The 18,414-nt window shown below is 69.5% G+C and carries 13 protein-coding genes; 5 read left to right on the forward strand and 8 right to left on the reverse strand.

The window, feature by feature from the left end; genetic code table 11:
* Positions 1-3: 3 nt before the first annotated feature.
* Both ACGFSB_RS13625 and ACGFSB_RS13630 read left to right on the forward strand, forming a co-directional pair.
* Positions 4-3,699 (forward strand): hydantoinase B/oxoprolinase family protein, encoded by a 3,696-nt coding sequence (locus ACGFSB_RS13625; RefSeq protein ID WP_393398016.1) that lies wholly within the window; start codon positions 4-6, stop codon positions 3,697-3,699.
* A complete protein-coding gene (locus ACGFSB_RS13630) occupies positions 3,680-4,285 on the forward strand; it encodes an ATP/GTP-binding protein (protein WP_393398018.1) in 606 nt (201 codons plus the stop codon). Before ACGFSB_RS13625 ends, ACGFSB_RS13630 begins: the two co-directional genes overlap by 20 nt.
* A 61-nt stretch (positions 4,286-4,346) precedes the next feature.
* Here ACGFSB_RS13630 and glpK read toward each other — a convergent pair whose 3' ends face one another.
* From glpK to ACGFSB_RS13655, 5 genes are all read right to left on the reverse strand, one after another.
* A complete protein-coding gene (glpK, locus tag ACGFSB_RS13635; protein WP_393398020.1) occupies positions 4,347-5,867 on the reverse strand; it encodes a glycerol kinase GlpK in 1,521 nt (506 codons plus the stop codon).
* A 14-nt stretch (positions 5,868-5,881) separates the two neighbouring features.
* Complete coding sequence (locus ACGFSB_RS13640; protein ID WP_393398022.1) at positions 5,882-6,640, reverse strand: MIP/aquaporin family protein; 759 nt, start codon at positions 6,638-6,640, stop codon at positions 5,882-5,884.
* A 396-nt stretch (positions 6,641-7,036) separates the two neighbouring features.
* Positions 7,037-8,227: a lipid-transfer protein gene (locus ACGFSB_RS13645; protein WP_393398024.1), complete on the reverse strand. Its 1,191-nt coding sequence runs from the start codon at positions 8,225-8,227 to the stop codon at positions 7,037-7,039.
* A complete protein-coding gene (locus ACGFSB_RS13650; RefSeq protein ID WP_393398089.1) occupies positions 8,224-8,649 on the reverse strand; it encodes a Zn-ribbon domain-containing OB-fold protein in 426 nt (141 codons plus the stop codon). The genes ACGFSB_RS13645 and ACGFSB_RS13650 overlap by 4 nt, the downstream gene beginning before the upstream one ends.
* A 107-nt stretch (positions 8,650-8,756) precedes the next feature.
* Positions 8,757-9,566: a M15 family metallopeptidase gene (locus tag ACGFSB_RS13655; protein WP_393398026.1), complete on the reverse strand. Its 810-nt coding sequence runs from the start codon at positions 9,564-9,566 to the stop codon at positions 8,757-8,759.
* 73 nt (positions 9,567-9,639) lie between these two features.
* On the opposite strand from ACGFSB_RS13655, the gene ACGFSB_RS13660 reads away from it, so the two are divergent.
* Positions 9,640-10,173 carry an NUDIX domain-containing protein gene (locus tag ACGFSB_RS13660; RefSeq protein ID WP_393398028.1) on the forward strand — a complete coding sequence of 178 codons (534 nt, stop codon included), beginning with the start codon at positions 9,640-9,642 and terminating at the stop codon, positions 10,171-10,173.
* Here ACGFSB_RS13660 and ACGFSB_RS13665 read toward each other — a convergent pair.
* Positions 10,164-12,545, reverse strand: a complete 2,382-nt coding sequence (locus ACGFSB_RS13665; protein ID WP_393398030.1) for a glycoside hydrolase family 31 protein — start codon at positions 12,543-12,545, stop codon at positions 10,164-10,166. The two genes, ACGFSB_RS13660 and ACGFSB_RS13665, sit on opposite strands and share 10 nt — an antisense overlap.
* 214 nt (positions 12,546-12,759) lie before the next feature.
* Between ACGFSB_RS13665 and ACGFSB_RS13670 the strand changes: the two genes are divergently transcribed.
* Both ACGFSB_RS13670 and ACGFSB_RS13675 read left to right on the forward strand, forming a co-directional pair.
* Positions 12,760-14,742, forward strand: a complete 1,983-nt coding sequence (locus ACGFSB_RS13670) for an acetoacetate--CoA ligase (RefSeq protein WP_393398032.1) — start codon at positions 12,760-12,762, stop codon at positions 14,740-14,742.
* Positions 14,743-14,817: 75 nt separating this feature from the next.
* Positions 14,818-15,741, forward strand: a complete 924-nt coding sequence (locus tag ACGFSB_RS13675) for a hypothetical protein (RefSeq protein WP_393398034.1) — start codon at positions 14,818-14,820, stop codon at positions 15,739-15,741.
* 59 nt (positions 15,742-15,800) lie between these two features.
* Here the strand turns inward: ACGFSB_RS13675 and ptsP are convergent, their stop codons facing one another.
* On the reverse strand, positions 15,801-17,471 hold the full coding sequence (ptsP, locus tag ACGFSB_RS13680; protein WP_393398036.1) for a phosphoenolpyruvate--protein phosphotransferase: 1,671 nt from the start codon (positions 17,469-17,471) through the stop codon (positions 15,801-15,803).
* A gap of 77 nt (positions 17,472-17,548) precedes the next feature.
* Complete coding sequence (locus tag ACGFSB_RS13685; RefSeq protein ID WP_393398038.1) at positions 17,549-17,998, reverse strand: PTS glucose transporter subunit IIA; 450 nt, start codon at positions 17,996-17,998, stop codon at positions 17,549-17,551.
* Positions 17,999-18,414: the final 416 nt, after the last annotated feature.

An 18,414-nucleotide genomic window follows, 5' to 3' on the forward strand; every position in this document is an offset into this window, starting at 1 on the left:
GACGTGACTGGCTGGCAGTTCTGGGTCGACAGGGGCGGCACCTTCACGGACGTCGTCGGGCGGCGTCCCGACGGGCACCTGCTCACGCACAAGCTCCTGTCGGACAATCCGTCCCGCTACGCCGACGCGGCCGTCGCGGGCATTCGTGAACTCCTGGGCGCCGCCCCTGGCGTACCCGACGACCCGGCAGACGTACGCATCGACGCCGTCCGCATGGGCACCACCGTCGCCACCAACGCCCTCCTGGAGCGCAAGGGCGAGCCCACCGCTCTGGTGATCACCCGCGGCTTCGGCGACGCCCTGCGCATCGCCTATCAGAACCGCCCGCAGATCTTCGCCCGCGAGATCGTCCTCCCGGAGCTGCTGTACGACCAGGTCATCGAGGTCGACGAACGCGTCACCGCGGAAGGGGACGTCGTGCGCGCCCCCGACCTGGAGCAGCTCGCCGCGCCACTGCGCCAGGCCTACGAAGACGGCATCCGGGCCGTGGCGGTCGTCTGTATGCACAGCCATCTGTACCCCGCCCACGAGCGGGCCATCGGTGGACTCGCGGACCGCACAGGCTTTCCGCAGGTCTCACTCTCCAGTGAGGTCAGCCCTCTGATGAAACTGGTCCCGCGCGGGGACACGGCCGTCGTCGACGCGTATCTCTCGCCCGTCCTGCACCGCTACGTCCAGCACGTCGCCGATGAACTCCGGGGCGTGCGGCTGATGTTCATGCAGTCGAACGGCGGCCTCACCGAAGCGGGCCAGTTCCGTGGCAAGGACGCGATCCTGTCCGGGCCCGCTGGCGGCATCGTCGGCATGGCCCGCATGTCGCACCGTGCGGGCTTCGACCGCGTCATCGGCTTCGACATGGGCGGCACATCCACGGACGTGTCGCACTACGCGGGCGAGTACGAGCGGGTCTTCACCACCCAGATCGCGGGCGTGCGGCTTCGTGCGCCGATGCTGGACATCCACACGGTCGCGTCGGGTGGCGGCTCCGTGCTGCACTTCGACGGGAGCCGATACCGCGTGGGACCCGACTCGGCGGGCGCGACACCGGGCCCGGCGAGCTACCGGGGCGGCGGCCCGCTCACGGTCACCGACGCGAACGTCGCGCTCGGCCGCGTCCAGCCCGCCCACTTCCCCCGGGTATTCGGGCCGAACGGCGATCAGCCGCTCGACGAGACACTCGTACGCGACCGCTTCGCGGTCTTGGCCCGCGACATCAGGGACCGCACCGGCGACGACCGCACTCCCGAGCAGGTCGCCGAGGGCTATCTACGGATCGCGGTCGCCAATATCGCCTCCGCCGTCAAGCGGATCTCGGTCCAGAAAGGCCACGACGTCACCCGCTACGCCCTCACGACATTCGGCGGCGCGGGCGGCCAGCACGCCTGCATGGTCGCCGACTCGCTCGGCATCCGCACCGTCCTCGTACCACCGATGGCAGGCGTGCTGTCCGCGCTCGGCATCGGCCTCGCCGACACCACCGCGATGCGCGAACAGTCCGTGGAGGCCCGCCTCGAACCGTCCGCGATGCCCCACGTCCTGAAGACCGCCGACGACCTCGAGGAAGCGGCCCGCGCCGAACTCCGCGCGGAGGACGTGCCCGAGGAACGCATCCGCGTCACCCGACGCGCCCAACTGCGCTACGACGGCACCGACACCACGCTCACCGTGGAGCTCACGGAGCCGGACACCATGACCCGCGTCTTCGAAGAGAACCACCGCACCACCTACTCCTTCACCCTGGACCGCCCTGTCGTCGTCGAGGCCCTCTCCGTGGAGGCCACAGGACTGACCGAGCAGCCCGACCTCTCCACGCTTGTCGTCGCCACCCGGCAGGGCACCCCGGAGACCGTCAGCCTGCACACGGGCGGCATCTGGCGCGACGTCCTCCTGCACCGGCGCGAGGAACTGCCGCCCGGCGAGACCGTCACCGGACCCGCGATCATCACCGAGGCCAGCGCCACGACGATCGTGGACGACGGCTGGCAGGCGGCCATCACACGCGAGGGACACCTGGTCATGGAACGTGTGGCGGTGCCCGAGGGTTCCAGCGCGAGCACCGAGGCCGACCCCGTACTCCTCGAAGTCTTCAACAACCTCTTCATGTCGATCGCCGAACAGATGGGCGCCCGCCTGGAGTCCACGGCCCAGTCGGTCAACATCAAGGAGAGGCTCGATTTCTCCTGCGCGCTCTTCGACCCGGACGGCAACCTGGTCGCCAACGCCCCGCACATCCCGGTGCACTTGGGCTCCATGGGCACCAGCGTGAAGGAGGTGATCCAACGGCGTGGCGCGAGTATGCGCCCCGGGGACACCTACGCCGTCAACGACCCGTACCACGGAGGGACCCACCTCCCTGACGTCACGGTCATCACCCCGGTCTTCGACACTGCGGGGGAGCGGGGGCAGCGGATCCTCTTCTACGTGGCCTCGCGCGGGCATCACGCCGAGATCGGCGGCATCGCCCCCGGCTCCATGCCCGCGAACAGCCGCACCATCGAGGAGGAAGGCATCCTCTTCGACAACTGGCTTCTTGTGGAGGGCGGTCGCTTCCGCGAGGCCGAGACCCTGAGCCTGCTCACCGACGCCCCGTACCCCTCCCGCAACCCGGCCACCAACCTCGCCGACCTGCGCGCCCAGATCGCCGCCAACCAGAAGGGCGTCGACGAAGTAGCCCGCATGATCGAGAACTTCGGGCTCGATGTCGTCCAGGCGTACATGAGGCACGTCCAGGACAACGCCGAGGAAGCGGTACGCCGTGTCATCGACGCCCTGGAAGAGGGCGAGTTCGCCTATCCAACCGACTCGGGAGCCGTCATCCGGGTCCACGTCTCGGTGGACCGCGAAGCACGCTCGGCGACCGTCGACTTCACCGGTACGTCCCCCCAGCTCGCCACCAACTTCAACGCACCCTTCGCGGTGGTCAACGCCGCGGTCCTGTACGTCTTCCGCACTCTGGTGGCCGAGGACATCCCGCTCAACGACGGCTGCCTGCGCCCACTGCGCATCATCGTGCCGCCTGGCTCCCTGCTCGCGCCCGAGCCTCCGGCGGCCGTCGTCGCCGGGAACGTCGAGACCTCACAGGCGATCACCGGTGCGCTCTACGGCGCCCTGGGCGTCCAGGCCGAGGGCTCCGGCACGATGAACAACGTCACCTTCGGAAACGACCGCCATCAGTACTACGAGACGGTGGCCTCCGGATCCGGCGCGGGCGACGGCTTCGACGGGGCATCCGTCGTCCAGACCCATATGACCAACTCCCGGCTCACCGATCCCGAAGTGCTCGAATGGCGCCTTCCCGTGCTGCTCGAGGAGTTCGCGGTGCGGCGGGGCAGCGGCGGCAGCGGGAGGTGGCGCGGCGGGGACGGGGCCGTGCGCCGCATCCGGTTCCGCGAACCGATGACGGTGTCCACGCTCTCGCAGCACCGCAGGGTGGCGCCGTACGGCATGGCGGGCGGTAGCCCCGGAGCGCTCGGCACGAACCGCGTGGAGCGCGCCGACGGCACCGTCCAGGCGCTCGGCGGCAGCGATTTCGCGGACGCGGGACCCGGCGACGTACTCGTGATCGAAACCCCTGGCGGCGGCGGATACGGCCGTGCCGCGCTCGATACGACTGAAGCAAGCGGAACCCCTGATGAAGCAAGCGCAACCCCCGAAGCAACTGATCCAGGAGAAGCGAGCGATGATCTTCAAGCGTTCTGAGCGCGGCAAGGCCCCCGTCGAGCCGGTGACGCTGAAGATCCTGGTGGCGGGCGGCTTCGGAGTCGGCAAGACGACTCTTGTCGGCGCGGTCAGCGAGATCAAGCCGCTGCGCACCGAGGAGGCGCTCAGCGAGGCGGGCAGGCCGGTCGACGACACCAGCGGTGTCTCGGGCAAGCACACCACCACCGTCGCCATGGACTTCGGCCGGATCACGCTCCGCGAGGACCTGGTGCTCTATGTCTTCGGCACCCCGGGCCAGGACCGCTTCTGGTTCCTCTGGGACGAGCTGGCCACCGGAGCACTCGGGGCCGTGGTCCTCGCCGACACCCGCCGCCTCGAGGACTGCTTCGCCGCCGTCGACTACTTCGAGCGGCGCTCCATACCCTTCGTAGTCGGCGTCAACTGCTTCGAAGGCGCGTCCCGATACCCCGCCGACTCCGTACGCCAGGCGCTCGACCTCGATCCCGGAGTCCCCGTGGTGATGTGCGACGCGCGCGAGCGGCAGTCCGTCAAGGAAGTGCTCATCGGAGTGGTCCAGCATGCGATGACGGCGGCAGCCGCGGCCAGGGAACCCGCGACGACGTGACCGGACGGAGCCATGGCCCGTACCCCCGCCGACCGGGGTACGGGCCGTGGTCGTCTCCGGCTCAGCTCGCGCTGTCCTCGTGCCAGCCGAAGCTCCGTTCCACTGCTTTGTGCCAGTTGTGGTATTCGCGCTCGCGTGCCTCCTCGGCCATCGCAGGCGTCCATTCGACGTCCCGCTGCCAGTGCGCCTTCAGCTCGTCGAGGTCGTTCCACACGCCGGTCGCGAGCCCGGCGGCGTACGCGGCGCCCAGACACGTCGTCTCGGAGACCTTCGGCCGGATCACCGGCACCCCGAGGATGTCGGCCTGATGCTGCATCAGCAGATTGTTCTTCGTCATGCCGCCGTCCACCTTCAGGGACCGCAGCTGCACCCCGGAGTCCTGGTACATGGCGTCGACGACCTCGCGGGTCTGCCAGCTGGTCGCCTCCAGGACGGCGCGTGCCAGATGGGCCTTGGTGACGTAGCGGGTGAGTCCGGTGACGACTCCACGGGCGTCGGAGCGCCAGTAGGGCGCGAAGAGGCCGGAGAACGCGGGCACGATGTACGCGCCGCCGTTGTCCTCCACGCTCGCGGCCAGGGGCTCGATCTCGTCGGCGCTGCGGATGATGCCGAGCTGGTCGCGGAACCACTGCACCAGCGCGCCGGTGATGGCGATCGCCCCTTCGAGGCAGTAGACGGGCGCATCGGAGCCGATCTTGTAGCCCATCGTGGTGAGCAGCCCGTTCTTCGAAGGCACGGGCCGGTTACCGGTGTTGAGCAACAGGAAACTGCCCGTTCCATACGTGTTCTTCGCCGTCCCCGTGTCGTAGCAGGCCTGCCCGAAGATGGCCGCCTGCTGGTCTCCGAGGGCGGATGCCACCGGCACACCGGAGAGCTGCCCGACGGCCGTTCCGTAGACCTCGGCCGACGACCGGATCTCCGGCAGGATCGCCTCGGGGACGTTCATCGCGGCCAGGATCGACTGGTCCCACTGGAGCGTGGCCAGGTTCATCAGCATGGTGCGCCCGGCGTTGGTGACGTCGGTGACGTGCACGCCGCCGTCAGTGCCGCCGGTGAGGTTCCAGATCAGCCAGGAATCGATGGTGCCGAAGGCGATCTCGCCGCGCTCGGCGCGCGCCCGCAATCCCGGCACGTTGTCGAGCAGCCAGGCCGCCTTGGGCCCGGAGAAGTAGCTCGCGAGGGGCAGTCCTGTCTGCTCCCGGAACCTGTCCTGGCCGTCCGCGCCGCCCAGTTCGTTGCAGAGTGCGGACGTCCGGGTGTCCTGCCAGACGATCGCGTTGTGCACCGGCTTGCCCGTGGCGCGGTCCCACAGGACGGTCGTCTCGCGCTGGTTGGTGATGCCGAGCGCGCTGACCTGGTCGGCACGGAGCCCGGCCTTGGCGATCGCCCCCGCGACCACGGCCTGCACCTTGGACCAGATCTCGGTGGCATCGTGCTCGACCCAGCCTGGCTTCGGGAAGATCTGGCGGTGTTCGCGCTGGTCCACGGCGACGATCTCGCCCGAGTGATTGAAGATGATGCAGCGGCTTGAGGTGGTGCCCTGGTCGATGGCGGCGACGAACTTCTCGGAGTTGTCCGGCATGGCTACCCCTTGAGTCAGAAGGCTGCGTTGTAGATGAGACCTGCGAGCGCTCCGCCGATCAGGGGCCCGGCCACGGGGATCCAGGCGTAACTCCAGTCGGACGTGCCCTTGTTCGGGATCGGCAGGAACGTGTGCACGATGCGTGGGCCCAGGTCGCGGGCCGGGTTGATGGCATAGCCGGTGGGCCCGCCGAGCGAGAGGCCGATGCCGACGACCAGGAAGGCGACGATCAGCACGAGCGTGCCGGACTCGCCGAGGCCCTTGGTGAGGCCGAAGGCGAGCAGCGGAAGCACCAGGGCAATGGTCCCGATGATCTCGGTGAGCAGGTTGGCGACGGGGTTACGGATCTCGGGGCCGGTCGAGAAGATGCCGAGGGTCGGCGTCGGCTCGTCCACGCTCTCCGCGTCGCTCTTCGCGCCGCCACGTGGGACGTTCGCGTTGAACTGCGCGAAATAGACGAGATACGCGAGTACGGCGCCGAGCATGGCGCCGATCATCTGTCCGAGCAGGTAGATCCAGACCTTGTCCCACTTGCCCGTGTCGATGGCGATGCCGATCGTGACGGCCGGGTTGAGGTGGCCGCCGGAGAGCGGCGCGGCGGTGTACGCCCCCGCCATCACGCCGAAGCCCCATCCGAAGGCGATGACGATCCATCCGGAGGCCTTCGCCTTCGAATAGTTCAAGGTGACGGCGGCGCATACGCCGGCGCCGAAGAGAATCAGAATCGCGGTGCCGATGATCTCACCGACGAAGATGTCCCCATTCGAGTACATGGCGGCTCCTAGGCCCTCGCCCGGGGCGGTCGCCCCGGTACTCCGTGCAGGGTGCGTTTCCCACGACTACTGCCTGGCTGTGCCCGGTGACTTCAGCCGAAGGCAGGGGTGTCCCGCGCCCCGCCCGGCTTCCATGGCGAGCGTGCCGTCGCAGTCGAATCGCCCAGAGGGGGATGACCCGCTGAACAGGCTCTTGGTGCAGACCCTTCACCCGTACAGGGGCCCTGAGTGGCGCGGAGCCGAAGTGCGGCGATGCCGACTGACACCGGAAGTGTTCACCGGTGGTGATGGAGCGTCAAGGTCGCGGACGGCAACGGTTAACCGGCGTAGGTCCTTCCCCCGCGGTGCACGCGCGCCCTCCCCTGCGATGAGCTGTGCGGGGACGGGCGATCGCGCTCAGCGCACCGCGACGACCGAGGAGCCGTGCCCGAAGAGACCTTGGTTCGCGGTGATCCCCGCGCGCGCCCCCGCCACCTGCCGTGCCCCTGCCGTGCCCCTCAACTGCCAGGTGAGTTCGCACACTTGGGCGATAGCCTGAGCCGGAACGGCCTCTCCGAAGGAGGCGAGCCCACCACTCGGGTTGACAGGTATGCGTCCGCCCGGAGCGGTCGCACCCTCCCGTAGCAGCTTGGCGCCCTCTCCTTCGCCGCAGAGTCCCAGGTCCTCGTACCACTGCAGCTCGAGCGCGGTGGAGAGGTCGTACACCTCCGCGAAGGAGAGCTCTTCGGGCCCGATGCCCGCTTCTTCGTACGCCGCGCGTGCGATGGAGGCGCGGAACGTCCCGTCGGCGGGTGCCACGGCGGCGGCGGAGTCCGTCGCGATGTCCGGCAGGTCGAGGACCGTGTTCGGATAGGTCGGCGTCACGGTGGACACCGCGCGGATCCGTACCGGGTCCGTCGTGCCGTGGCGCCGCGCGAACTCCATGCTGGAGAGCACGAGGGCCGCCGCCCCGTCCGACGTCGCGCAGATGTCGAGCAGCCGCAGGGGGTCGGCGACGACGGCCGACGCGGCCACTTCCTCCGCTGTGACGGTCTTCCGGTAGCGCGCGTTCGGGTTGAGCGTCCCGGCCGCCGCGTTCTTCACCTTGACCTGCGCGAAGTCCTCCAGGGTGTCGCCGTGTACGGCCATCCTGCGGCGTGCGTACAGGCCGAAGTAGGTGGGATTGGTGGCACCGAGGACGCGGAACCGCAGCCAGTCCGGGTCGTCGTGCCGGTCTCCTCCGGCGGGCCGGAAGAACCCCTTGGGGGCGGCGTCGGCCCCGACCACGAGGACGACATCGGCGAGGCCCGCGAGGATCTGCGTACGTGCCGTGTTGATCGCCTGGGCCCCGGATGCGCACGCCGCGTACACGCTCGCGACCCGCGCGCCCTGCCAGCCGAGCGCCTTCGCGAACGTCGCCCCCGCCACATACCCGGGATAGCCGCCGCGGACCGTGTCCGCGCCGACGATCGACCCGACGTCGCGCCAGTCCACCCCGGCGTCGGCGAGCGCCGCGCGGGCCGCCGCAGTTCCGTACTCGATGAAACTCCGGCCCCATTTGCCCCACGGGTGCATGCCCGCGCCGAGCACCGCCACTTCGCTGGTCATGCGCTCACCCCCACCGGCCGCCAGTACCACGTGGTCCACGTCGTATCGGCATCCTCATCGAGCACGCCGGGGACGACCTCCACCTCCATGCCGACCTCCAGATCGGCGACGGTGACCCCCGGAACCGACTGGCCGAGCACCACCATCCGCTCGGCTTCCAGCTCCACAGCGATCAACGCGTAGGGCTGCCACGGAAGTTCCGGATCGGACACATAAGGCGCGGGCGGTCGGTAGCGGCTGTCCGTGTACGACCACACGCGGCCGCGCGGGGAGAGCGGCACCTCGTCGAGGCCGCCGCCCGAGCAGCCGGGGTTGCGGCAGAAGCCGTCCTCGCGGGGAAAGAAGACACAGGCGCAGGCCGAGCACCGCGTGCCCAGAAGGCGGAAGTTGTCCCCCTCCCCGGCGAACCAGCCGGCCACCACAGGAGTACGCGTTCGCGACAAGGCCCCTCCATGACACTGGACATCTCAATCTGACGGAACGTCAGAAGTGTGCCACGGGCAACCGGATCCCGTCAGTAGCGCGGTACTTACTCCTTCACCTCCAGTGAGCGGCGTGCGACGGGAAAGTCGAAATAGGTGTCAGGGAAGAGCTCGGGCTTGTACGTGAAGTGCCACCACTCCTCAGGAAGGTTCACGAACCCGACCTTTGTCAGGGCGCCCCGCAACAGATCCCGGTTTGTGCGCTGCTTGCCGGTGATCCGGGGGTCGTCCGTGTGGGAGAGGGTGTCGAAACAGTCGAAGCCCGTCCCCATGTCCAGGGAGTTGTCGGGGAACCGCTCGTCCTTGGGCCCGTAGCAGGGCGTGAGCGCCTCTCCGGGCACGTACGGGCGCGTGGGCAGGACGGGCAGCTTCACGACCGTCAGATCGAGCGTGGAGCCGCGGCTGTGCCCGGACTTCGCCGCGATGTAACCGTCCTCGAACAACCGCGACTTGTCGACATGGGGATAGAACTCCGCCTTCATCTGTACGTCACCGAGATCCTCGGCCCAGCGCACGAACTGGTCGACCGCCCGCTGCGGCCGGTAACAGTCGTACACCTTCAGGGAGTAGCCCTTGCGCAGCAGCGTGCGCTGGGCCTTGTGCAGCGCACGCGCCGCGGGCTCCGTGAGGATGCACATCGGCTTCTTGTAGCCGTCGATGGGCTCACCCACGAAGTTGTGCGGCGTGAAGTAGCGCATCTCCTGGATGATCGTCGGATCGACATCGCGCAACGCCACGAACTCATCGGGGGCCTTGGGCTCGGGCTCGGCGTGGGCGGGAGCGGGGACGGCGGCCACGGCGACGAGAGCGGTGGCGGTGACGGCGAGATTCCGCAGGGCGGGGGCAATTCCTGTCATGAACCCTGCATCTATCAGGAACCGGTCCCGGAGCGAAAGACCGGCACCATGGCGATCGGATACAGTCCGCGGCGTGTCCGCATCCCAGCACCGCGCCAACCCCGTCCTGAACTCCCACTGTTCGAGCTGCGGGGCGCCCTACGGCGACCACCTTTCCGGCTGGCCCCGCACCTGCGCCGCCTGCGGCACGGTGATCTACCGCAACCCGCTGCCCGTTGCGGTGGCGCTGCAGCCGGTGTACGACTCCAAGGGCACCGCCCTCGTCGTCGTGACCCGAACCATCGCCCCCGCGCGCGGGGGCGTGGCCCTGCCCGGAGGGTTCGTCGACGACCGGGAGGACTGGCGGGACGCCGTCGTCCGCGAGCTCAAGGAGGAGACGGGCATCAGCGCGGCGAGCCGTGACGTCCGCCTCGCGGAGGCGCTCAGCGCACCCGACGGATACCTGCTGCTCTTCGGACACCTGCCTGAGCGCCCGGCGGCCGAGCTGCCGGACCCCACCCCCACGGACGAGACCGAGGGCTGGCACCTGCTGCACCGCCCGGCCGAACTGGCCTTCCCTCTGCACACATTGGTGGTCCGCGCCTGGTTCGAAGGGCGCTACATCTGACTCTGCGGCGTCCCCCGGACGGTTACCCGCAGCCCGAGCTCGCCCGCGGCCTCCTCGCCGTCCCTGCCGTCCCGCTCCACCACCACACGCCCCCCGCCCCACCGCGCCACGAACCGCTCGATCTCCGGCTGCTCCCACCCGTCACCCGCGTCCCTGACCACCAGACCGCCGCCAGCACGCCCCGGTGCGGGCGCCCACACCTCCAGCTCGAGCCCGCCGTCGGCGCCCCGCACCGGCAGCACCGCGCCGGCCCGCGCGAGCACCGGGACACGGGACAGCGGGGCCTCCAGGAGCACACGGCCAGGGCCTTCGTACGCTGTCCCGGTCACCGTGTCGTACCAGCGGCCCCGCGGCAGCCGCACCGTACGGCGGACGGCACCGGGCTCGAGCACCGGAGCCACCAGCAGAGAGTCCCCGAGCAGGAACGCGTCCTCGCAGTCGCGCAGGGCCCGGTCCTCCGGACTGCCCCACCACAAGGGCCGCACATAAGGCGTACCCGTACGCCGCGCCAGATGCGCGAGCGTCACGAAGTACGGCAGCAGCCGCTGGCGCTCGACGAGAGCCACGCGCGCGTGCCCAAGCACTTCCGGGCCGAACTCCCAGGGCTCCCTGCGCCCCGCCCGCAGCGCCGCGTGCGTACGGAAGAGCGGCAGATACGACCCGAGCTGGAACCACCGCAGATACAGCTCGGGCGACGGACTGCCGTCGAACCCGCCCACATCAGGACCCGAGTACGGCACACCGCACAGCCCAAGACCCAGGACCAGGGACAGCGACGCCCGCAATCCCGGCCACCCCGTGGCCACGTCCCCGGACCAGGTCCCTCCGTAGCGCTGCATTCCCGCCCACCCGGAGCGCGAGAACAAAAACGGCCGCTCCTTTGGGCGCAGTTCGAGCAGCCCCTCATACCCGGCACGCGCCATGCCAAGCCCGTACACGTTGTGCGCCTCACGGTGGTCGCCGCCACGTCCCTCCAGGGCGTGCCGGGCCGAACGGGGCAGCGTCGGCTCCCCGAAGGCGGCGAACGAGACCGGCTCGTTCATGTCGTGCCAGAAGCCCGCGAATCCCTGGGCGAGCCTTTCCTTGTAGAGCCCGCCCCACCACTCCCGCACCCGTGCGTCCGTGAAGTCCGGATACACCGCCTCACCCGGCCAGACGACCCCACGCACTGTCCGCCCCGTGGCGTCCCGCACAAAGGCGTCCGTCGCGCTGCCGCTGTCGTACACCTCATTCCCCGGCTCATCCTTCACCGCCGGATCGACGATCGACACCAGACGCACACCGTCCTTGAGCAAGTCGTCGGCCAGCTGCGGCAGATGGGGATAGGCCTCCTTGTCGACGGTGAACACCTGATGCGCCTCGTAGTGATCGATGTCCAGATGTACGGCGTCCAGCGGCAGCCCCCGCTCCCGATACCCCGCGACGATCAGCCGCACCTCCTGCTCACCGCCGAAGCCCCACCGCGCGTGATGGTGCCCGAGCGCCCACGCCGGCGGCAGCGCGGGCGGCCCCGTCAGCGACGCCCAGGTGTGCAGCACGCGCGCGGGAGTGCCCACCATGACCCAGCACCGCAGCGGTCCACCGTCCATGCGCACCTCGGACGAACCCGGCTTGTCGTGCCCGGAACCCGCACCCTCCTCGCCCTCGTGCACCGCCACGGTGCCGTCCCACGTGTTGTCGTGGAAGACCAGATGACAGCCGACGTCGGCCACCACGAGCTGCACCGGCATCGTGATGTACAAGGGACCGTCGCCGGGCCCGAAGGGACTCCCGGGATCGGAGTTCCACAGCCGGTACGTACCGTCCCGCAACCGAGGCCCCCGCGCGCGTCCCCCGAGCCCGAAGAAGCGCGCGTCCGCTGCCACTCTCGACCGCTGGAGCCAGTGCCCCCCGCCCCCGTCGACCGGCTCCCACCAACGCGGCGGCAGATCACGGCGCAGCATCAGACCACCGGGCGTCTGCAGTTCGACAGCCCCGTGCCGCGAGACGACCACCGTCGCCCGCTCCGACACCACCCGCCAGCCGCCCTCCTTGTCGGGCTCCAGAACGGCCCGTGGGTCCGCCTCGGGGCTACCGCTGACGAGCGCGTACGAAGGATCGGGCTCCGCACCGTCCCAGCCCCAGAAGATGGCACCCCCCGTAGTGACCCGCACCCGCAGCTCGGAACGCGCGAACCGCACGACCCCGCCACCAGGCCCCGGCTCCACACCCGTCACCGGACCGGGCACCCGCGCGCGCTCAGCACCCCGGGGGGCGAGCCCGGACGCGTCCACTCGCCGCCTGCGCCAAGAGGACCGCACCGCACGCAACCCCTGCGCCGTACCGACCAAGCTGACCGCCTTCATCGAACGCACCAGGTCACGACCGTTCATGCTGCTCACCCTGCCACCGAAGAAGCCGCCCGTGTGGATCGTTCAACTGCCGTTCACCTGGGGCGACAGCACATAGTCGCCGCGCCGACTGTGTGCGGCCCGCCCTGGTGCCGAAATCGATCACGTGGCATCGTCCCTGTCAGCCGTGTCGCGCGCACAACCAGCACGCGCGCACCACACACGCATACGACGCGTAAAGCCCGGGAGCCGCCCCATGTCCTCAGCGAACCCCTCACCGCTCTGGCAGCCCGACCAGGAACGGATCGCCGCCGCGCAGATCTCGCGGTTCCAGGCGTGGGCCGCCGAGCACTACGGAGCACCCGCCGACGGTGGCTACGCCGCACTGCACCGCTGGTCCGTGGACGAACTGGACACGTTCTGGAAGGCCGTGACCGACTGGTTCGACGTACGGTTCTCCACGCCCTACGCGCGCGTGCTCGGCGACCGCTCGATGCCGGGGGCCGAATGGTTCCCCGGAGCCACGCTGAACTACGCCGAGCACGCCCTGCGCGCCGCCGAGGACCCCACGCGCGCGGGCGGCCCGGCCCTCCTCCACGTGAATGAGACCCATGAGCCCGCCACCGTGACCTGGGGCGAGCTGCGCCGCCAGGTCGGCTCCCTGGCGGCGGAGCTGCGCGCACTCGGCGTACGCCCCGGGGACCGCGTCAGCGGCTACGTCCCGAACATCCCCGAGGCGGTCGTCGCCCTCCTGGCCAGTGCGGCCGTCGGAGCCGTGTGGACCTCCTGCGCCCCGGACTTCGGCGCCCGCAGCGTCCTCGACCGCTTCCAGCAGGTCGAACCGGTCGTCCTGTTCACCGTCGACGGCTACCGCTACGGCGGCAAGGAGCACGACCGCAGCGAGGCCGTCGCCGAACTGCGCCGCGAACTGCCCACCCTGCGCGCCGTCGTCCACATCCCGCTCCTCGGCACCGAGGCCCCCGAAGGCGCCCTGGAATGGTCCGCCCTCACCTCTTCGGACACGGCCCCTGTCTTCGAGCAGGTCCCGTTCGACCACCCCCTGTGGGTGCTCTACTCGTCCGGCACCACGGGCCTGCCCAAGGCCATCGTCCAGTCCCAGGGCGGCATCCTCGTCGAGCACCTCAAGCAGCTCGGCCTGCACTGCGACCTGGGCCCCGAAGACCGCTTCTTCTGGTACACGTCCACCGGCTGGATGATGTGGAACTTCCTCGTCTCCGGCCTCCTCACGGGCACCACGATCGTCCTCTATGACGGCAGCCCCGGCTACCCCGACACCGGAGCCCAGTGGCGCATCGCCGAACGCACCAAGGCCACCCTCTTCGGCACATCGGCGGCGTATGTCATGGCCTGCCGCAAGGCGGGCGTGCACCCGGCCCGCGACTTCGACCTCTCGACCGTGAAGTGCGTCGCCACCACCGGCTCCCCGCTCCCGCCCGACGGGTTCCGCTGGCTGCACGACGAGTTCGATGACACCCCCGGCGGCCTGTGGATGGCCTCCGTCAGCGGCGGCACGGACGTCTGCTCCTGTTTCGCCGGAGCCGTACCGACCCTGCCCGTCCACATCGGCGAACTCCAGGCCCCCGGCCTCGGCACCGACCTCCAGGCCTGGGACCCCCAGGGCAAGCCCCTCATCGACGAGGTCGGCGAACTCGTCGTCACCAACCCGATGCCGTCCATGCCCATCCATTTCTGGAACGACCCGGACGGCAGCCGGTACCACGACAGCTACTTCGACACCTATCCAGGCGTCTGGCGCCACGGCGACTGGATCACCGTGACGTCGCACGGCTCGGTCGTCATCCACGGCCGCTCCGACTCCACGCTCAACCGCCAAGGCGTACGCATGGGTTCCGCCGACATCTACGAAGCCGTCGAACGGCTCCCCGAGATCCGCGAATCCCTCGTCATCGGCGTCGAACAGCCCGACGGCGGCTACTGGATGCCCCTCTTCATCCACCTCGCCCCCGGCGCCACCCTCGACGACGGCCTGCGCGACCGCATCAAGCAGACGATCCGCGCGCAGCTGTCACCGCGCCACGTCCCCGACGAGGTCATCGAGGTGCCCGGCATCCCGCACACCCTCACCGGCAAGCGCATCGAGGTCCCGGTCAAGCGCCTGCTCCAAGGCACGGCACTGGACAAGGCGGTCAACCCCGGCTCGGTGGACAACCTCGACCTGCTCCGCTTCTACGAGGAACTGGCCCGTAAGCGCTCCTGATCTCCCGCCGAGCGTCGTTGTCAGTGCTCGCCGTTACTGTGAGTGAGCATTGATCGACGCACCGCAGGGGGAATCATGACTCGCACGCAGCACACCACCATGCGCCGCGCACTACGCCGCGAAGTCGCCGGAACCATCGGCCTGTTGGCCGACGAGGACGACTTCGCGGCGATGCGCCGCTACCGCACCTTCACCTTCGACGACCACAAGACCTACCTCCGCCAGGCCGAAACCCTGCTCAGGTCCCTCGCCTCCGACGGCGGACACACCACCATCGCGCTCTTCGATCCAGAGGAGTACGAGGAGTACTGCGCCGACACCGGCCTGGACCCGGACACTCCGGCCAGCCGCACCCGCTTCACCGCCGAACTGGCCGGCAGCGGGCCCACCGTCCCCTATGACGGCCAGCCACTCTCCGACCTCCTCCCCGATCTCGTCGACGAAGCGGTCCGCCAGGCCACCTGGGAGTACGCGACGGTGCTCCTGGCCCGCCTCGGCAGCTGCGCGGTCTGCGGCGAAGACATCGGCCGAGCCGCCTTCAGCCGGGCCTCGGATCTGCTCGTCCAGCTGCTCGACATCCCCGGTTCCGGCACCCGGCACCTGGTCTGCAGCGTGCCCGCCACCCCCGAGACACTCCTCGCCGCGCTGCATGCCGCACAGGACACCGAGGGCAACACAGAACTCGACGAGACCGAAGCCCTGGAATTCACCATGGTCCTCGCGGTCGGCATCGCCACCCACAGCGCCGCGGGCCTGGTCATGCGCACCACCGCCGACGGCCTGCCCGACCGAGTCCAGGGCTGGCGCCTGCACGGCACACGACTCGTGCCCCTCACCGCGGCCGAGGTCTTCGACGCCTACTGCACCGACGCGGTGTCGGGTGACCTGGTCGCCCCCGAATCCGGCGTCGACTATTGCGCGGCACCGCCCATCGGAGGCGACGACCCCGGAGGCGACGACCCCGGAGGCGACACCCCCGAAGGGGAACACCGCCACTGAACGCCCGAGGGGCGCCCCACCCATGTCGGGTGGAGCGCCCCTCACACACCTGGTTCCGGCTACTCGCCGGACAGAACCGCCTGCACGGCCTTCCGGGCTTCCTCAGCACTGTCCGCGGCACGCGCGGCGGAGGCCGCACGCTCGCACTGAGCCAGCGTGTACTTGGCCAGCGTCGCCCGCACGTAGGGAATGGACGCCGCACCCATCGACAGGGAGGTGACACCAAGACCGGTCAGCACACACGCGAGCAGCGGGTCGGCCGCAGCTTCGCCACATACGCCACAGCTCTTGCCCTCGGCCCTGGCCGCATCGGCGGACAGTGCGACCAGGTCGAGCAGCGCGGGCTGCCACGGGTCCTGGAGCCGGGACACGGCACCCACCTGGCGGTCGGCCGCAAAGGCGTACTGCGCCAGGTCGTTGGTGCCGAGCGAGAGGAACTCGACCTCCTGGAGAATCGAGCGCGCCCGCAGAGCGGCCGACGGAATCTCCACCATGGCACCGAACTTGGCCTGCAACCCCGCCTCGCGGCACGCGTCGGCGAACGCCTTGGCGTCGATACGGTCCGCGACCATCGGCGCCATGACCTCGAGGTAGACCGGCAGCCCTTCCACGGCCTTGGCCAGCGCGGTCAGCTGCGTACGGAGCACATCGGGGTGCTCGAGCAGCGACCGCAGCCCGCGCACGCCCAGAGCCGGGTTCGGCTCATCGGCGGGCGTCAGGAAGTCGAGCGGCTTGTCGGCACCCGCGTCGAGCACACGCACGACGACCCGGCCCTCGGGGAAGGCCTCGAGCACCTTGCGGTACGCCTCGACCTGCTTCTCCTCCGACGGCGCCTTGGTGCTGTCATCAAGGAAGAGGAACTCGGTCCGGAACAGACCGACACCCTCGGCACCGGCCTCCACCGCCGCCGGCACATCGGCGGGACCGCCGACGTTGGCGAGCAGCGGAACCTTGTGCCCGTCGGACGTCGCACCGGGACCGGTCGAAGCGGCCAGCGCGGCCTTGCGCTCGGCAGCCGAGGCCTCGAGCTGACTCCGCTTCTCCGCGGTCGGCTCGACGAAGATCTCACCGGTGCTGCCGTCCACGGCGACCACAGTGCCCTCGGCCAGCTCACCCGCACCAGGCAGAGCGACGATGGCGGGCACACCGAGCGCCCGCGCGAGGATCGCGCTGTGACTGGTCGGCCCGCCTTCCTCGGTGACGAAGCCGAGCACCAGCGTGGGGTCGAGCAGCGCCGTATCCGCAGGTGCGAGGTCACGCGCGATCAGGACATAGGGCTCGTCGCTGTCAGGAACACCCGGCATCGGAACACCGAGAAGTCGCGCGACGATACGATTCCGCACGTCATCGAGGTCGGCGACGCGACCGGCCATGTACTCGCCGGCGCCCGCGAGGAGCTCGCGGTAGTGCGAGAACGCGTCGTAGATCCCGCGCTCCGCCGTGCTGCCGACGGTGATGCGCCGGTCGACGTCGGCCATGAGCTCGGGGTCCTGGGCGATCATGGCCTGTGCCTCGAGCACCGCCTGCGCCTCACCACCGGCCAGATTGCCGCGCGCATTCAGATCGGCTGCCACGGCTTCCACCGCCTGCCGAGCACGCCCCTGTTCGCGCTCGGCCTCTTCCGCGGGAATCTGCTTGGCAGGCGGTTCGAGCACCGCCGTCCCCATGTGCCGAACCTCGCCGATCGCCACACCATGGCTCACGCCGACGCCTCGCAGCGTTGTCTCCATTTCACCGTCTCCGATAGAGCGACGGGCCCAGCCGCCGCGGGTGTATGTCGTACCTGCCGTCAGGGACGGCGATGACGTCACTTCCAGCTGAAGAGAGCGTCCCCAGCTTTCACGTCGCCATCCTCTACGAGGTCGGAGAGGGACTCGGCAGTGGCCTCGAGTGCCACGATCGGGCACACGGGAGACTTGCCGGCCGCCTCGACTGCCGAAGGGTCCCAGCGCACGATGGCCTGACCGCGCTGCACGGTGTCCCCCTTGTTGACGAGCAGCTCGAAGCCCTCGCCGTTGAGCTGGACGGTGTCGATGCCCAGGTGGGTCAGCACGCCGTGCCCCTGGTCGTCCACGACGACGAAGGCATGGGGGTGAAGCGAGACGACGATGCCGTCGACGGGGGAGATAGCCTCGGACGGCTCGCGCACGGGGTCGATGGCGGTACCCGGCCCGACCATCGCGCCGGAGAAGACGGGATCCGGTACAGCAGAGAGCCCAATGGCGCGTCCGGCAAGCGGGGACGAAACGCTGGTCATGGCAAGCCTCCCAGGGGTGGAGATTCGTAGCCGCCGTCACTACCTGTCCTGGACGGCGCACTGTTCAGAACAGTAAGTCATAAAAAGTCACGGTTCCCAGCGAGAGGTCCCGGTTGACTGAGTAGGGGCACTACACAAACGATTTGCGCCCACCCAACGCCCCATGTACAGTCAGTCTCCTGCCTGAGGCAAGCGACGCAGTCAAGCGTCCGGACTCGGCGGCATCTATCAAGTCAGATCCTAATCCCTGGGTCCGGTTCTGCGTGCTCGCAGACGAGTGGTCAGGGAGTCGAAAAAGACCTGATAGAGTTTGGAACACAACGAAGGGAAGCGCCCGGAGGAAAGCCCGAGAGGGTGAGTACAAAGGAAGCGTCCGTTCCTTGAGAACTCAACAGCGTGCTAAAAGTCAACGCCAG

The sequence above is a fragment of the Streptomyces sp. NPDC048441 genome, from assembly GCF_043200235.1.
Classification (GTDB): Bacteria; Actinomycetota; Actinomycetes; order Streptomycetales; family Streptomycetaceae; genus Streptomyces.